17 protein-coding genes are annotated in these 15,711 nt (G+C 67.9%); 12 read left to right on the top strand and 5 right to left on the bottom strand.

Translation table 11 applies throughout. The features are described 5' to 3' along the window. Positions 1-352: 352 nt before the first annotated feature. Both ltrA and OG985_RS00970 read left to right on the top strand, forming a co-directional pair. Positions 353-2,068, top strand: coding sequence for a group II intron reverse transcriptase/maturase (ltrA, locus tag OG985_RS00975; protein ID WP_371666486.1), 1,716 nt, complete (start codon positions 353-355; stop codon positions 2,066-2,068). Between the two features lie 382 nt (positions 2,069-2,450). Next, positions 2,451-3,206 (top strand): transposase family protein, encoded by a 756-nt coding sequence (locus tag OG985_RS00970; protein ID WP_371666485.1) that lies wholly within the window; start codon positions 2,451-2,453, stop codon positions 3,204-3,206. A 129-nt stretch (positions 3,207-3,335) separates the two neighbouring features. On the opposite strand, the gene OG985_RS00965 is transcribed toward OG985_RS00970, so the two are convergent. From OG985_RS00965 to OG985_RS00955, 3 genes are all read right to left on the bottom strand, one after another. After that, the gene (locus OG985_RS00965; protein ID WP_371666484.1) at positions 3,336-3,635 is read right to left on the bottom strand and encodes a hypothetical protein; all 300 of its coding nucleotides are present in this window, start codon (positions 3,633-3,635) and stop codon (positions 3,336-3,338) included. 217 nt (positions 3,636-3,852) lie between these two features. Beyond that, positions 3,853-5,472 (bottom strand): ISL3 family transposase, encoded by a 1,620-nt coding sequence (locus tag OG985_RS00960; RefSeq protein ID WP_371666483.1) that lies wholly within the window; start codon positions 5,470-5,472, stop codon positions 3,853-3,855. Positions 5,473-6,089: 617 nt separating this feature from the next. After that, the gene (locus OG985_RS00955) at positions 6,090-6,251 is read right to left on the bottom strand and encodes a DUF1918 domain-containing protein (RefSeq protein WP_371666482.1); all 162 of its coding nucleotides are present in this window, start codon (positions 6,249-6,251) and stop codon (positions 6,090-6,092) included. A 704-nt stretch (positions 6,252-6,955) separates the two neighbouring features. Between OG985_RS00955 and OG985_RS00950 the strand changes: the two genes are divergently transcribed. Then, positions 6,956-7,123: a hypothetical protein gene (locus OG985_RS00950; protein ID WP_371666481.1), complete on the top strand. Its 168-nt coding sequence runs from the start codon at positions 6,956-6,958 to the stop codon at positions 7,121-7,123. Between the two features lie 765 nt (positions 7,124-7,888). Here the strand turns inward: OG985_RS00950 and OG985_RS00945 are convergent. Beyond that, entirely contained in the window at positions 7,889-8,065 is a 177-nt protein-coding gene (locus OG985_RS00945; protein WP_371666480.1) for a hypothetical protein, read from the bottom strand. Between OG985_RS00945 and OG985_RS00940 the strand changes: the two genes are divergently transcribed. From OG985_RS00940 to OG985_RS00900, 9 genes are all read left to right on the top strand, one after another. Further along, on the top strand, positions 7,989-8,405 hold the full coding sequence (locus tag OG985_RS00940) for a DUF6444 domain-containing protein (RefSeq protein WP_371674207.1): 417 nt from the start codon (positions 7,989-7,991) through the stop codon (positions 8,403-8,405). The two genes, OG985_RS00945 and OG985_RS00940, sit on opposite strands and share 77 nt — an antisense overlap. A gap of 159 nt (positions 8,406-8,564) precedes the next feature. After that, the gene (locus OG985_RS00935) at positions 8,565-9,302 is read left to right on the top strand and encodes a transposase (RefSeq protein WP_371666479.1); all 738 of its coding nucleotides are present in this window, start codon (positions 8,565-8,567) and stop codon (positions 9,300-9,302) included. Between the two features lie 127 nt (positions 9,303-9,429). Further along, positions 9,430-10,610, top strand: a protein-coding gene (locus tag OG985_RS00930; protein WP_371666478.1) for an IS3 family transposase whose coding sequence is annotated in 2 segments (ribosomal slippage) — positions 9,430-9,694 and positions 9,694-10,610 — 1,182 coding nt in all. Because the reading frame shifts where the segments join, the coding sequence is not laid out codon by codon here. A 151-nt stretch (positions 10,611-10,761) separates the two neighbouring features. Beyond that, a complete protein-coding gene (locus OG985_RS00925) occupies positions 10,762-12,069 on the top strand; it encodes a helicase-associated domain-containing protein (RefSeq protein WP_371666477.1) in 1,308 nt (435 codons plus the stop codon). A gap of 40 nt (positions 12,070-12,109) precedes the next feature. Then, entirely contained in the window at positions 12,110-12,409 is a 300-nt protein-coding gene (locus OG985_RS00920) for a recombinase family protein (RefSeq protein WP_371674206.1), read from the top strand. Next, a complete protein-coding gene (locus tag OG985_RS00915; RefSeq protein ID WP_371666476.1) occupies positions 12,319-12,843 on the top strand; it encodes a recombinase family protein in 525 nt (174 codons plus the stop codon). Before OG985_RS00920 ends, OG985_RS00915 begins: the two co-directional genes overlap by 91 nt. Before the next feature lie 420 nt (positions 12,844-13,263). Then, the gene (locus OG985_RS00910) at positions 13,264-13,866 is read left to right on the top strand and encodes a hypothetical protein (protein ID WP_371666475.1); all 603 of its coding nucleotides are present in this window, start codon (positions 13,264-13,266) and stop codon (positions 13,864-13,866) included. Positions 13,867-13,959: 93 nt separating this feature from the next. Continuing rightward, positions 13,960-14,481 carry a SigE family RNA polymerase sigma factor gene (locus OG985_RS00905; protein ID WP_371666474.1) on the top strand — a complete coding sequence of 174 codons (522 nt, stop codon included), beginning with the start codon at positions 13,960-13,962 and terminating at the stop codon, positions 14,479-14,481. Beyond that, on the top strand, positions 14,478-15,176 hold the full coding sequence (locus OG985_RS00900; RefSeq protein WP_371666473.1) for a hypothetical protein: 699 nt from the start codon (positions 14,478-14,480) through the stop codon (positions 15,174-15,176). Before OG985_RS00905 ends, OG985_RS00900 begins: the two co-directional genes overlap by 4 nt. A 42-nt stretch (positions 15,177-15,218) precedes the next feature. Here the strand turns inward: OG985_RS00900 and OG985_RS00895 are convergent, their stop codons facing one another. Next, a complete protein-coding gene (locus OG985_RS00895) occupies positions 15,219-15,440 on the bottom strand; it encodes a hypothetical protein (protein ID WP_371666472.1) in 222 nt (73 codons plus the stop codon). Positions 15,441-15,711 lie beyond the last annotated feature (271 nt).

The raw sequence follows: 15,711 nt of genomic DNA, 5'->3' as shown, positions 1-15,711 counted from the left end.
GGAGTGCACCGCCGTCCCCGGGGTGCAGAGGGCGCCCTCCCCGGCAGCATCTCTCTCATGCGGAACGTGACAACCCCGATGGAGTCCAGGCAATGCAGTTCTGGCCTGGTAAGCCAACCGCGAGGAAGGCCCAACTCTCCAGCGGATGCAGGAAGACCCAACAAGCGAATGCCGGTCGCCGAAAGGCAGCAGGAAACCGGGAACCATATGCCGACACCTCCGTCGGCGGTTCCCGCATAACTGGCCGGATAGGGGCCGATGCCTCGACCTGAAAAGGTGCTGACGTGGGTCTGGTGAGCCCGTGAAGAAACGATGACCAAAGACACCTGAACCGAAGGGCAAGTTGGACGCCGTGACGACACACGTGGCTGGGGCGGCGCAAGCCGCTGCGACCGCAGCCGGCATGGCGAACGGACCGGAGGACGAGATCACCGACTGGCCGTCGATCGACTGGCGGAAGGTCGAGGACGACGTACGGCGTCTGCGGCAACGCATCTTTACGGCATCGCAGGCAGGAGACCTGGCCAAGGTCCGGAACCTGCAGAAGTTGATGCTCCGCTCCCGCGCCAACACACTCGCGAGTGTGCGGCGGGTCACGGAGGTCAACGATGGCCGCAAGACGGCGGGCATCGACGGGAAAGTCGTCCTGCTGCCCCAGGGAAAGGCCGATTTGGCCGACTGGGTCCAGCATGACGCGGCCCCGTGGAAGCCCAAGCCCGTCAAGCGGGTGTATATAGCCAAGGCGAATGGGAAACAGCGCCCACTCGGAATTCCCGTGATCGCAGACAGATGCCTACAAGCTCTGACGCTGAATGCACTGGAGCCCGAGTGGGAGGCACGGCTGGAACCGAAGGTCTACGGATTTCGCCCCGGTCGCGGCTGCCATGACGCGATCGTTGCCATCCACACGACGGCGAGCGGCAAGAATGCTAAACGCCTGTGGGTGCTCGACGCTGACTTGAAAGCGGCATTCGACCGAATCGACCACGATCACCTGCTCGCGTCATTGGGGGACTTTCCCGCGAGGGGAATGGTTGCCGGATGGCTGAAGGCCGGTGTGGTCGAGAAAGGTTGGTTCACCCCGACGGTGGAGGGAACTCCCCAGGGCGGGGTGATCAGTCCCGCGTTGTTGAACATCGCCTTGCACGGAATGGGAAAGGCCGCTGGAGTCCGCTACCAGGCTCTCGGCAGTGATGCCACGATTCTGGCGCGCGATTCTCCGGTTCTGGTCGTCTACGCCGACGACCTTCTCGCCCTGTGTCATTCTCGGGAACAGGCCGAGCAGGTCAAGGCTCGGCTGGCCGCGTGGCTCGCGCCCCGGGGGCTGGCTTTCAATGAGGACAAGACGCGCATTGTCCACCTCGATGAGGGCTGCGACTTCCTGGGGTTCAACATCCGACGCTATCGCGGAAAGTTGCTGACCAAGCCGAGCAACGCGGCCCTGCGGCGGATCCGGGAACGGCTTGCCGCCGAAGTGCTGGCCCTGCGAGGGGCCAACGCCGACGCGGTGATCGCCAAGCTCAACCCGATCATCAAGGGCTGGGTCGCTTACTACCGGATCGGGGTGTCCAAGCGGGCGTTCAACTCGCTGGACGCCTACGTGTGGAGACTGGTCTACAAGTGGGCCAAGTTCTCCCACCCGAACAAGCCGATGCGCTGGGTGACCGCCCGGTACTTCGGCATGTTCAACCCGTTCAGGCAGGACACATGGGTATTCGGGGACCGCACCAGCGGTTTCTACCTCTACAAGTTCGCCTGGACGCCGATCGTCCGGCACCGGATGGTGCCAGGGAGAGCGTCAACCGACGATCCCGCCCTGGCCGACTTCTGGGCCAAGCGGCGCCGCCGCGGCAAACTCCCGCTGGGCAAGGCACCTTGCATCTGCTGCAGATGCAAGACGGCCGATGCCCGCTCTGCGGAGGGCTGCTGCTGCACGCCGACCACGAGCCGCAAACCCCCGACCAGTGGGAGCAGTGGCTCAAGGTCACCCGCACCGCGATCCGCAAACACGCGATCACTACCGATGCGGGCAACGGCAAGCCGGACAAACCCGCCGCCTCACGCCTGATACACACCCACTGCCAGCGTCGGCTGGCCACTGGCCCCGGCCGGTGACCAGCACTTCTGTTCGCCCGCGAGCCCAAGGGGCTTGCTTGAGCCGGTTGCTCGGAAAGCGGGCACGGCCGGTTCTGAGGGGGGACCGCTGCAGCAATGCAGCGGTCCTACCCGACGAGCGGTGGTTCGGCTACCTCGCCCACCAGATGATCCGCCGCGGCGCACACAAGAACATTCAGGCCCTCGAAGCCGACATCCGGTCCTGGGTCAATGAGCGTTTTCAGGGTGGCCACTGATCGAGTGATGCAAGGGGATGGCTGGCAGGGCAACGGACGAGGCTCCCAGGCAGTTGAGAGAGGTATCTGACATGCGATCTCGGTTGCCGGGGAGCCCCGTTGATTACGTATCCTGCCGCACTCGACCTCCCGCATGCCCTCGTGGAGACGGTCACGATGCTGATCGTCCTTCGTGAGGGTGACCGCCGGTGCAAGCTCCGTCCGTCCGCGCGTGCGGTTGTCGCGCTCGTGTACTTGCGCCAGCACACCACGCTGGCCCAGATCGCCGCTGGTTTCCGCATCAGCGTCGGGACCGCGCACGCCTATGTCCGCTCCGTGGTGGGCCTGCTGGCGCGCCGGGCTCCGGGGCTGACGCGGGCCCTGCGTGAAGTGAAGGCCCGGGCGGAATACGTGCTGGTGGACGGCACCCTCGCGGAGTGCGACCGGGTCGGTGACGGCCGCGGGGACTACTCGGGAAAGCACCGGCGTCACGGTGTGAACCTGCAGGTCGTCACCGATCCGGACGGCACCATCGTATGGATCTCGAAGGCGCTGCCCGGTCGCACCCACGACCTCACCGCCGCCCGCACCCACCGGATCATCGACACCTGCCGCAGACTCGGTATCCCGGTCCTGGCCGACCTCGGCTACCTCGGTGCCGGCGGCACCATCACCACCCCGATCCGACGTTCTCCCGGCAAAGAACTCAACCGCCGGCAGCTATCGCTGAACAGGGCTCATGCCCGCCTGCGCTACCCGGTCGAGCGCGGCATGGCCCGATTGAAGACCTGGCGGATCTTCCGCAAAGCCCGCTGCAGCCCCACCTGGCTCACCACCGCAGCCAAAGCCGTCCTCACCCTTGAGAGCTACTGCTGAAAATCCTCAATGACTGGAACCAAGACCCCAAGCCGTTCATCTGGACCAAGACAGCCGAAGAGATCCTCGACTCCCTCGCCCGCCTCTGCCGACGAATCTCTGGCGCAGGACACTAGTAGGCTGTCGCGACTAAGTGTCTTCCTGGTTGGTGGAGTTGGCCGAGCGAGCGTCACTTGTCGCTTCCGTTCGGCCGGGCAGGGGTGCCGTGTCCTCGCAGAAGAAGTATCCGGTCGCGTTGTGTGCCGAAGATCGTCGGGCTTTGGAGCGCGTGACGACGACGGGGGTCCGCAGCGCGTCGATGATCAGGCGGGCGCGGGTGCTGCTCGCGTTGGACACCTCGGCCGGCGCGGTCGCTCCGCGGGTGGTGATCGCGGACCGGGTCGGGGTCTCGTGCGATACGGTCCGCCGGGCGGGGATCACGGCCCGCATCAGTCGGGTAGCGGGGACGCATCGCTGCGTCCCCGCCCCCTCAGAACCGTGCAAGCAGCTGTTCACCGCACACGGCTCAAGCAAGCCTCAGGGGCTCGCGGTCAGGAGAAGGTGCAGACTTCGTCAGTCCGGCGGCTCCATCCGTCTCGGCGACGCCTGAATCCTGGTTCTGGATCACTTTCAGTGCTAGGGCCACGGAGGGTCACCGAAACCGCGATCATGAACGGCATCGCGCGGTGAGGAGGACCCGTTTGCGGAGCAGGTCGAAGTTGGCTCGGCCGAACATCTGCCGCTTCAACATCTTGATCTTGTTGTTCTGACCCTCGACCGCGCCGGAGCTGTAGCGAAGGCTGAGGCCGGCGACGACGGCATCGAGATCCTGGCCGAGACCGGTGACGAAGGTATGAAGGGCTGGCAGGTCCTCGGCCCGGACGCTCGTGATCCACTTGTTCAGGTCCCGGCCCTGACGGTTGTTCATGAGCTCGGCAAACGTGCGGACGTGGTGGGCGGTGCGGTCGAGCGCGGGGCAGCGAGCCAGGATCGCTTTGAGCTGCTGGGTCTGGTCCTCGGTGAGGCGGTCGGGATGGCGGGTGAGCCAGCTGGTCACATTCCGCACGGACGGCGTCTTGTGGGGCGGGTCGTGCGGAAAGTTCTCGCGGAGTTTGGCCACGTAGACCTTCACCACGTTCTCGCCGCCGGGGTAGCCACGTTCGCGTACTTCCTCGAACAGGCGGCGGGCGACGGTGCAGCCCTCCGCCCACCGCTGGTGCAGGTAAGGCTTGTAGGGGTCGAGAATGCTGGCTCGGCCGGTCCACCGGCCAACCAGGAGTTCGTCCGCGCTTGCCGCGTTGGCGAAGCGGCGGACGGTATTGCGGGCCAGCCCCTGTTGGCGGGCGATCGCGCGCAGTCCGATGCCCTGCTCGAGGAGAGCGTGGATAGCCGCGTGCTGTTCCCGGATGCGGTCGGAGAGTCGGCCGGTTGTCCGCGGCCCTCTGGGAGAGGGCGGATCGAGGTTCGTGTTCTCCGTGTCCGCGACGGCCTGGGCCGTGGCGGCGTCGTGCGGCTCACGTAGCAGAGCGCGGTGTTGAACGACTGTCTTCTCGACGGCCTCAGTAAGGTTCGACCAGATGTGCCATCGGTCCGCGACGTGGATGGCGTTCGGGGCGCCGAGCCGTCCGGCCTCGGCATAGGCGGTGGAGCGGTCCCGACAGATCACCTCGATGCCGGGATGGTCGGCGAGCCACTTGGCGACCGTCGACGTCGTCCGGTCCGGCAGCAGGTCGATGGGCTGACGGGTTTCGATGTCGATCAGGATCGTGCCGTACTTGTGGCCCTTGCGCAGCGCGAAGTCGTCCACCCCGAGCACCCGCGGTGTCGAGGTCTCGGGCTCCGGCAGGCGACGGATCAACCGCAGCAGTGTCGACCTGCTCACCCCGGCGGCCAGAGTCTGGGAGAGGCGGGCACCGGCACGGCCGGCCAGCATCACCGCCACACGCTCCAGCACTGTCTGCAGCCCGGCGCTGCGTCGGCCGTGCCGGACGGTCAGTCCGTCGACCTGCTCGGCGAACGTCGCCTGTCTGCACAAACGTTGGCCGCAGCGGAACCGCCGCACCTGTAACTCGATCAGCACCGGACGCCCTCTGACCGAGCTGTCGGCGAGCCGCCGTACGTACCGGCTGTGCACCCGAGACGACAGCGTCCCGCACGCTGGACATACGACCCGCTCCGCAACCGCCCGGGCCCGCACGGCCACCAACTCGCCGTCAGGCACAACGTTTTCGATCACGACACCTTGGACCTGGTGGAACCACAGGTTCTGGAGGAGAACATCACCCACGACCGTTCATGATCGCGGTTTCGGTGACCCTCCGTGGCCCCAGCACTGAAAGTGATCCAGAACCCGGCATGATCAGCGCAGAGCACCGAAAGAAGGGACCGGCAGCGCTAGGGGCCCGTGGCCCCGGCGAGCTGGGACCGTTTGGATGGTGGGGTACCGGAGACGAGGAAGCGCATCAAGGAGGCGATGACATCCACCCGTCTGATATGGGGCCTGCGGTCGGGGCCCCGGCCCCGGCATCCTCCCCGTCCGGCGCTCTGGCCGAGGCCGCAGACATGGCACGACCGCCCTGTGGCTGAAGCACAGGGTGGACCGCGGCACACGGGAATATCGGCCGGGGAAGCCGCCTGGCGGGTCAGCCGAACAGGTCCCGCACCCGGATCGTGTGGATCCTTCGCCAGGTCAACCGGCGCGGAGGCAGCCAGTCACCCGAGGCTGCCGGCAGTCCGTCTGTGGGCGGCGGCGTCCAGCTCGCCCGCGCCGCAGCCCAGAAATCCCGCCACGCGTCCGACTCGGTTGGCCCGCGCCCGACCACATCCGACCCGGGGCACGAGATCACATATCCGTCCGTGTCAGCTCCACCGACATCAGCCGCCGCGGCATGCCGCACCGCCCTGTCAGTCCCCGCGCGGGGAGACCCGGTGGGCCTCACCGGTCTCGACACAGCAGCCCGGGCCGGGGAAGATCTCCGTCTGGCGGCCGTCTTCGTACTGCACCCGGTACGGCGGCTGCCCGTCTGAGCCCAGCACGACGGTCACCACCGCCCGCTGCTCGGCCATCCCGACCCTGCGGGCCGGCGAACCGCAGCACATCACCCACTTGAGCCCATGACAGGCCCCCTTGTCTGTTGCCCGGCCGGGGCCGGAAAAACCAGTCCAGCATGGGCAGTGTCCCGCCCCCGCGACCGTGTCGCACCCCAGGCGCGCGAAGTCGCCGAGCCCGACCAGAGCGCGGAGCGCGGAGCGCCGCACAGTTCGGCAACAGGCCTGGTCCAGGGGGCGTGGACCGGCACCCGTCGACCCGGTTATGCCAGCCCGGGGCTGTGGCCCGGCACGGTCAGACACGAAGACGGCCCCGGGGTCTTTGCCATGACGTCCCGGGGCCGCCGCGTCACCCGGCCGGTGCGCCAGGTAATAGCGCGGCCCGACCCGCCACCGGGCAGAGACAGATCGAGACCGCCAACACGTTGCACGCGTCGTGTCGCCTGCTCAACGCGCCCGGCCTCGTCAAGGACACGCGGGGTGTCAACACGACTCGTGCGGTCACGTCACCCACGTCCGACACGACCGCACCAGCCCCAACGAGGCAACCCACGGCATCCGCCCATAGGGGTCCCACGCGCTGAGCACCGCGAACCAGTCAGTACAAAACACCGCAAAACGGGTAGTTGGTTTTCAGGGCCTACGGCGAGGACGAGGAAGTCGGGCCTGTTCACGATGGTCGAGGAGCATCTGGCCATGCGTTCGCCACGACGGTCCCGTGAGTGGAGGTGAGCGTCATCGGCGTCGACCTCACCGCGAGTGGGATCGTGGCGGCCTGCGCCCGCGGTAGACAGCGGCAGGCCATCGGACTTCTGGATCTGCCCCTGCCCACTCCCGCACCGAGCGGCGCGCAATGGATCGAGGCCTACCGCCGCTGGGCGGACTGCTGACGCCCTGCCAGGTCGTGCCCGGGCACGGTACCAGGCGCCGCCGGGGTCCGCGGTCGGCGGCGAAGGGGTTCGGGCTGGTCGGGCACAATGGCGCGGTGCGCGAAGACGATGACACAGAGCTGCTGGAACGGGTACGGGCGTTGCGGGCAGCCGGCAGCGGTCCCAAGCAGGTGGCGAGGGCGTTGGGGCTTCGCCCCGGGCAGACGGGGGTGCTGGTGCGGCGGGCCGCCGCAGCCGACCAGGCGGTTAAAGCGGGAGACCGGCCGGTGGTGGGCTGCTGGGTGAGCCCGGGCTGGAGCAGCGGGCTGGACCTGTCGGCCTGCCCTGGGTGGGCGGCGCAGGATCCCTCAGCGAGTGAGGAGGCAACCGGGGCGGGGTTCGCGCAGGTGCTGGTGGCACGCCGGGAGCGGGCAAGCCGGGTGAGGGTGACCGGTGTGCTGGTGGACGTGTACTGCCTGGGCGTCAAGAACGTGATCGAGCCCCGCACCATGACTACAGCGCGTTCGAGGAACCCTCCCTGCCGATCGGCATCGAGCAGGCCCAGGCCATCGTCTACGGGGCCGTCGCCTACGCCCACGAGCTCGGGTTCGAGCCGGCCCCCGGCTTCACACAAGCCGCCGATGTGCTGGGGGAACCAGCCGGCGCGCTACCGCAGATCGGCTTCGGGAACCAGGGGATGCCTTTCTATCTCGTGACTGGATAGCTGGTCACTGGTAGGCGAGTTGCTCTCGACGCCCGGTTTCGTGATCATTGGGTCTCATGTCCTCAGTCGCGCTGCTCCCCAGCTATGAGGAAGTCGTGGCGCTGGTAGTTGAGTTGCGGAGCGAGCTGACCACGGTACGCGCCGAGTTGGCGGCAGCGCGGGATCGCGGATCTGGAGGCCCGGCTGGGCCAGAACTCCTCGAACTCCTCGAAGCCGCCGTCCTCGGACGGCCTGGCCAAGCCCGCCCCGAGGTCGCTGCGCGGGAAGTCCGGGCGTGGCCCGGGCCGTCCGAAGGGGCAGCCGGGCACCACGCTGCGGCAGACCGAGACCCCGGATGAGACCGTGACTCACCGGCCCGGGCCCTGCACCGGCTGCGGGGCCGGCCTCGACGACGCGCCCGTGGTCTCGGTGGAGCGCCGCCAGGTCTTCGACCTGCCCGAGGAGATACGGCCGCGGGTCACCGAGCACCGGCTGCTCTCGGTCGGTGCGCCTGCGGGACGAAGGCCCGGGCCCTCGCTCCGGACGGGGCCGCCCCGGTGCAGTACGGGCCCCGGCTGGCCGCCGTCGGGGTGTATCTGATGCATGGGCAGTTCCTGTCCAAGGACCGTACTGCCCGCGCGCTGGCTGACCTGTTCGGTGCTCCGGTCGCGGTGGCCACCGTGGCGGGCTGGGTGCGCCGCTGCGCGAAGACCCTGGACACGTTCGGCCGCCTGGTCGCCGGGCGGGTGGGCCGCGCCGTTGGCGTTCTTCGACGAGACCAGGTTCCGCACCGCCGGCCGACTGCACTGGCTGCACTCCGCCTCCACCGGGATGTTCGTGCACCTGAGCGTGCACCGGCGGCGCGGCACCCAGGCGATCGACGCCGCGGGGATCCTGCCCGCGTTTCGCGGGGTGGCCATGCACGACGCCTGGGCCCCGTACGACACCTACACCGAGGCCACCCACGCGCTGTGCTCCGCGCATGCCCTGCGCGAGCTGGTCGCGGTCACCGAATGCGGGTCCGGACAGGCCCGCTGCGCGGCCTACCGGTCCATCGACGCGCTGCTGGCGCTGAAGAGGGCAGCCGACGCTGCCCACGCCGCCTGCGCTGAGCGGATCGCGGACCGGCTCAAGGCCGGGGAGCTGAAGGCGCTGCGGACGGCGGTCCGCGACGGGGTCAAGGCCACGGTCGCACGCTCCTCGAAGACCGAGTGCAAGCACAACGCGCTCTTCAAGCGACTGCACAGCCGCTGGGACGACTACCTGCGCTGGGTCCACGACCTGGACCTGCCCTTCGACAACAACCCGGCCGAGCAGACGATCAGGATGGCGAAACTGCGGATCAAGGTGTCCGGGAGCCTGCGGACCCTGCGCGGGGCTCAGGACTTCGCGGCGATCCGGACCTACCTGGCCACCGCCGACCGTCACGGCCAGAACATGCTCGACGTCCTCAGCCAGGCCATGCGAGGCAGACCCTGGACGCCCGCCACCACCTGATCTCCACCGGTCCCGCCGACCGAAGATCAGGCATGCCCCGAGCAGGGGCAGCTATACAGTCTGAGGGGCCCCGAAGTTTCCGGACAGGGACCCAATAGGGTTGTCCTGAACAGGAAACGAGGAAGAAGTGCCGCCACCCAGTAAGTACTCGCCGGAGTTCCGTGAGGAAGCAGTCCAGATCGCGTTGAGGTCAAGCAAGACGATCTCCGAAGTTGCCCGGGAGCTTGAGCTGAACTCGGAGACGCTACGCGGCTGGGTGAAGAAGCACCAGAAGCAGCAGGAACCGGCTCCCGATGCAGAATTGACGGTGAACGAGCGGGTACGCCTGAAGGAACTCGAACGGCGGAACCGTGAGCTGGAGATGGAAAACTCCTTCCTGAAAAAATGCGCGGCGTACTTCGCGAAGGATCCCCGGTAGCAAGCAAGTACGAGTTCATCGATGAGATGCGGCTCGACACTGCGGAGTGCGCATACAGCGTCGAGTTCATGTGCGGCAGACTCGGCGTCTCCAGATCCGGCTACTACGACTGGCGATCCCGCCCGGAATCCGCGACGGCACAGCGGCGCGAGGAACTGAAACTGCTCATCAAGAAAGCCTTCGACATTTCCGACAGCACCTACGGCCACCGTCGCATCCAAGCCCAGCTGCACCGCTGGGGCATCAGCGTCGGCCTGGAACTGGTCCGCCGCCTGATGCGCGAGCTGGGACTTGAGTCCTGCCAGCCACAGCCGAAGAGGTTCAACCTCACCAAGGCCGCGGCCGGCCAAGTGCCGGACCTCGTCGGCCGCAACTTCACCGCGGACGCACCCGGCGAAAAGCTCGTCGGTGACATTACTTATATCGGGACCGGGGAAGGCTGGCTGTACCTCGCGACGGTAATCGACTGCTGCACGAAGGAAGTCATCGGTTACGCGATGGACGACCACTACCAAACCCCACTGATATCCAAGGCGATCCGTAACGCGGCACGGAACAGGAACCTCTCGGCCGACGCGATATTTCACTCGGATCGCGGAAGTAACTACATGTCAGCCGAGTTCGGGAGGACGCTAAACCGGTTCGGGCTCCGCAGATCTGCCGGCCGCACCGGGATCTGTTTCGACAACGCCATGGCCGAATCATTCTTCGGCGCCCTGAAGAACGAGCGCGTATCAAGGGTGACTTACCTGACCCGCGAGGTCGCCCGGCAGGACATCACTCGCTACATCGAATTCTGGTACAATCGCAAACGCCTCCACTCGGCGGTGGGGTACCGCCCTCCACGCGAAGTCCATGCCGAGTACGAGAAGTTGCGAATCGCCGCGTGAAATAAACGGTCAGAAGCCTGTCCGGAAAACGCGAGGCCCCTCAGTCACTCTATCTCAACGGTCCCCGCGACGACGCTCGCACGGTGCTGGCCACCTTGGAGCGCACCCGCGGCGCGGGCAACTACCACTACCTTCTCGCCTCGGGGCCGATGTGACCCACCCGCACGACACCGAGACCCCGCAGATCCGCCTCACCGAACACCGAGCCCAGGCCGATCTGCGGACCCTGCTGCAACTGTGCGCCGCGGGCCGGGTGAAATGCAGCGCCAAGACAGTTCGCCCGTCTGCCGCGACCATCGCCCAGGTGGCCCAGGTACTGGACGCAGGCGACTTCTACGCCGATGAGCCGATAGCCGCCTTCGCCTGGCCCCTGCTCCTGCAGGCCGGCGGCCTGGCCCAGCTGGCCGCAGGCAAGCTCGCGCTGACCGTGCGCGGCCGGCAGGCCCTTACCCAGCCCGCGCACCAGGTGCTGGCCCACCTGTGGCAACGCTGGCTTTCCAGCACGATCCTGGACGAGTTCTCCCGCGTCGAAGCGGTCAAAGGGCAGCGCGCCGCGAACGTGCTCAGCGCACTCAAGCCACGGCGCGGCCACGTCGGCGCCGCGCTGGCTGCCCTGGCCGCCGGCGAGTGGACCACCGTCGACCAGCTCTTCACCACCATGCGCACAGCGGGGCACAACCCCTCGGTCGCACGTTCCGAACGGGCTCTGTGGAAGCTCTACCTGGAAGACCCCGAGTACGGCAGCCTCGGCTACGACGGCCACCACCCCTGGGCGCTGCTCCAGGGCCGCTACACCATGGCCGTGCTGTTCGAGTACGCCGCACCCCTGGGGCTGATCGACGTCGAGTACGTGGACCCTGCCGGGGCGCGCGACGACTACCGGCACAACTGGGGCGGCGACTGGCTGGAGCGGCTCAGCCGCTACGACGGCCTGCGCGCGATCCGCCTGACCCCTCTCGGCGCCTACGCCACCGGCCAGACCCCCACCTACCTCCCCGGGCCGGCCCCCGAACCGGCCACCGCCGGGGGCGCCACAGGGCTGAAGGTCCTCGCCAACCACGACCTGGTCGCCCTCGACGGCCTCCCCCCGGCCCAGGCCCTGCTCCTAAACGCCTTCGCCACCCGCACCGGCGACCGGACCTGGGCCCTGAGCCCCGCCTCGCTGCTGGCCGCCGTGCACGCCGGACGCAACCTCGCCGAACTACGCACCTACCTCGACCACGCCGCCACCGCCCTACCGGACACAGTCGCCACGCTCCTGGCCGACGCCGAGCGGCGCGTCAGCGCAGCCCGCGATCTCGGACCCGTCCACCTCATCGAGTGCGCGGACACAGCCACCTGCGCACTGCTGGCCAGCGACCGGCGCATCCGCGCGCTCGCCACCCGCCTTTCCGTCCCCGCCGACAAACTCGACCGCTTCCGCAAAGCCGCCCTCACCCTCGGACACCCCGTCACCTGAAAGCCACTCACCCCGCCAACTCCCCTCCCTCCCGCAGGCGATCAAGCCACCGTACGAGGACCCGGCCACGTCGTCCCGCGTCTACGCGGTCAACCGATCCGGGTTCCGCCGGCTCCTCGACGAGGCGGCGGTCGGCGACACCATCCGCATCGCGGACGCCGCCTGGCTGTTCCGCTCGACCAAGGACGTCATCCAGATCCGGGAGGTCCTTGGGCGGCGCGGCCTGCACCTGCGCATTGCGACCGGCGCATGGTCCGGCTTCGATCTCGCGGTGAGGACCCGCAGACCAAGCTGTTCGTCACGATGCTCGCCGGGGTCCTGGAGTTCCAGCGCGACATGATCTCGGAGAACACGAAGGAAGGCGTCGCCGCCGCCGAGGCTGCGGACAGGACCCTGGGGCGCCCGGCCGCGCTCGACGGAGATCAGGCCGCCGAGGCCGCGAACGCGTACCGCGCCGGCGCCGCGGTGAAAGCGCTCGCCCGGCAGCACGGCGTCGCACCCAAGACCATCCGTAGAGTGCTCGACGCGGCCGGCGCCCGCGACGTTGGCGACGTCCTGGAAGAACTCGACGGCGTGGCCTGCCAGGTCGAGGACCAGGAACAGGCGCCCGAGCGGCCGCACACCATCGACGTGCCGGCTTGCTCGCCGAACACCTTCAGGGCGTGCGGGACACCGCCGTCCACGAGGCGCTGCGCAGCAGCCGGATCATTCGCCGCGGGCAGGGCTACTCGGTGCGCGTTACCGCTCCGCTTGCGCTCCATGAGTCCGCGCTGAAGTAGTGCGCCACCCTCGTCAGCGACGATTCCACCCCGGCCGGACGCAAGGCGTACCGTGCGTATGCCGACCGGATCGCTGCGGCGACGAGGACAGAGTGACGGTCGGTCGTCACGGGACTGCGTCGCCTCACGCGCCCCGACCGCCAGCCGGAGGGGCTGAGCTGAAACCCTTCCAGACGTCCTTGAGCTGCGGCTCGTTCGTGTTGGCCAGCGCCGTGGAACTCGCTGGAGCGGCCGTGTTGGCAAACGACGGCTCTACCGACCCTGTGTGGGGGCTGTATGCAGTGTGCGCAGGCGCCAGAGAGAGACGGAAAAAATCTTCGGGTTTGTGTCATCCAGGTCTGGGGTGGATGGGGTTTAGGAGGGTGGAGAGGCGCCCTCCACCTTGTTCATTGAGATCTGCAAGGAGATTTTATTCATGACACGGATGAAGAAGTACGTGGCGGCCGCGGCGATCGCGGCCGCGCTGGTGGGGGTCCCGACGATGGCGCACGCGTTCGCGCCGGCCAAGGCCTCGGTGGCGACTGCGCAGGTGGCCGCTGTCGCCAAGGCCAAGGCCTCCAAGTCCGCTTCGGCGGTGCGGGTGGTGGCGCCGGGTGAGCGGGTGCAGGCCGCCCCGGGGGTGAAGCTGTGGCTGACCAAGGACGGCAAGCACTGGTCCACCCCGGATATGCCGGAGGGCCAGTTCCGTAGCGCGGTCGACGGCAACATGGGTGGCCAGGGTGCCAGCATGCAGCAGGAACCCGTGGGCAAGAACTACTTCCTGTCCGGGCTCTACATGGGCAAGGGCGACGCGGCCCGGGTCAAGGTCGTCACCCAGGACGGCACCATCGCCGGCACCGTGGTGAAGCTCGCCGGCAAGCCCGGCTGGGGCGCCTGGTACGCCACCAGCAAGCTCCCTAAGCTTCCGCATCTGAGCGTGTCAGACAAGAAGCAGGTACACAGCTTCGTCCGCAGCGTCACCGTCTACGACACCGCGGGTCACATCGTCGCCCAGACCATCCTTCCCAAGTACATGTGACCCCACTAGGTGGGGGCCCGGCACAGACCAGGCCCCCACCTTCTTCGACCTTCTTCGCTCCGCGTATGCCCCACTTGTAAGGAACTGCTGGTTGTGACGCACGAGAGCCGTGGCGAGTTCGCCGAGTTCGCCGCTGTGTCCTGGCCACGGCTGGTGCGGACCGCGCACATGCTCACCGGCGACTTTCACGAGGCCGAGGACCTGGTGCAGACCACCCTGGTCAAAGTCCATACCCGGTGGGGACGCATCCCGCGCGATGAGGTCGATGTGTACGTGCGCCGCGCGCTGGTCAACAACAACCTCAGCCGGATCCGCAAGAAACGCGTCGCTCACCTGCTGATGCCGTTCCTTCCCGAGACGATGCACCGCTCGCACGGCGGACACGCCGAGGACGTCGAACACCGCACCGCAGTCGCCCAGGCGCTTTCGTCCCTGCCGGCCCGCCAGCGGACCGTGATGGTACTGCGCTACTGGGAGGACCTGAGCGAGCAGGACATCGCCCAGGTCCTGAACTGTTCACTCGGCACGGTCAAGACCCACGCCCGCCGGGGACTGCAGGCACTGCGCGCCCACCCCCTCTTCGCCCCCGCCACTTCTTCTGGAGCAAGCCGATGACTTCCCGGCCCGACACCGAGCGGCTGCGTGAGGTGTTCGCCGACGCCGCCTACGACATCACACCGTCTCCCGTCCCGCTGGCCGCCATCGAGAAGGCCAGCCACGCACGACGCCGCCGTCGGGCCGCAGGACTGGCGGTCGGCTGCGGCCTGCTGCTGGCGCCCCTGGCGATCACCGCCCCTCACATCGCCGCGCCGGTACAGACCCACACCGCAGCGCGTCCGGCAACCACGATCCCGTCGGCTTCGGCGGTGCGGGTGGTGGCGCCGGGTGAGCGGGTGCAGGCCGCCCCGGGGGTGAAGCTGTGGCTGACCAAGGACGGCAAGCACTGGTCCACCCCGGATATGCCGGAGGGCCAGTTCCGTAGCGCGGTCGACGGCAACATGGGTGGCCAGGGTGCCAGCATGCAGCAGGAACCCGTGGGCAAGAACTACTTCCTGTCCGGGCTCTACATGGGCAAGGGCGACGCGGCCCGGGTCAAGGTCGTCACCCAGGACGGCACCATCGCCGGCACCGTGGTGAAGCTCGCCGGCAAGCCCGGCTGGGGCGCCTGGTACGCCACCAGCAAGCTCCCTAAGCTTCCGCATCTGAGCGTGTCAGACAAGAAGCAGGTACACAGCTTCGTCCGCAGCGTCACCGTCTACGACACCGCGGGTCACATCGTCGCCCAGACCATCCTTCCCAAGTACATGTGACGTTCCCCTGTTCTTGAACGGCGGGTTTCTACGCGGGGCGGCTCAGAGGTCTTGCTGCAGCAGGGCGCGGGTTTCGAGTGGGATGAGGTACCCGAAGTCGGGGTGCTTGCGGAGCCTGGTGCGGTTGTACTCGACCTCGATGAAGTGGAAGACGTCGGCGCAGGCCGCTGCCCGGCTCTCCCAGACGGTGGTGCCGACCGCCCAGGGCCCGCTGTCCCAGCCGCGCTGAAGTGCCCCATTTCCCTGTCGGCAGCGCACCGTCATGTGACCGCGTGCCGCTATGAAACAGCTGGCGTCATTCCGTGCGCGGGCGGGCGGTGGTGGCCTACTGCTCACCCGCCAACCGGCCACATATGCGGGTCTTCGAAGTTAAGCGGGTGCACGCGTACATGACAGCTGTCCGACGGGCGGCTGAAGCGGTGCGCCATCCGCGCAACGACTGGCCTGAGCGGCGTCCGGTCGACGACTCATCGTGTTGGCATGACCATGTCGCACCGCTTGACTTCGAAGACCCACATACGCACCGGAAAGCCCA

This window comes from Streptomyces sp. NBC_00289 (genome assembly GCF_041435115.1).
GTDB lineage: Bacteria > Actinomycetota > Actinomycetes > Streptomycetales > Streptomycetaceae > Streptomyces.
Note: the sequence above shows the minus strand (reverse complement) of the source record. Positions and strands in the feature narration are given on the sequence as shown.

Coding starts and splice junctions, on each gene's coding strand:
- OG985_RS00955 (WP_371666482.1), bottom strand. CDS start 6,251: ATGGCCGAGCAGCGGGCGGTGGTGACCGTCGTGCTGGGCTCAGACGGG.
- OG985_RS00910 (WP_371666475.1), top strand. CDS start 13,264: ATGACACGGATGAAGAAGTACGTGGCGGCCGCGGCGATCGCGGCCGCG.
- OG985_RS00915 (WP_371666476.1), top strand. CDS start 12,319: ATGGTCCGGCTTCGATCTCGCGGTGAGGACCCGCAGACCAAGCTGTTC.
- OG985_RS00965 (WP_371666484.1), bottom strand. CDS start 3,635: ATGCGGGCCGTGATCCCCGCCCGGCGGACCGTATCGCACGAGACCCCG.
- OG985_RS00895 (WP_371666472.1), bottom strand. CDS start 15,440: ATGACGGTGCGCTGCCGACAGGGAAATGGGGCACTTCAGCGCGGCTGG.
- OG985_RS00900 (WP_371666473.1), top strand. CDS start 14,478: ATGACTTCCCGGCCCGACACCGAGCGGCTGCGTGAGGTGTTCGCCGAC.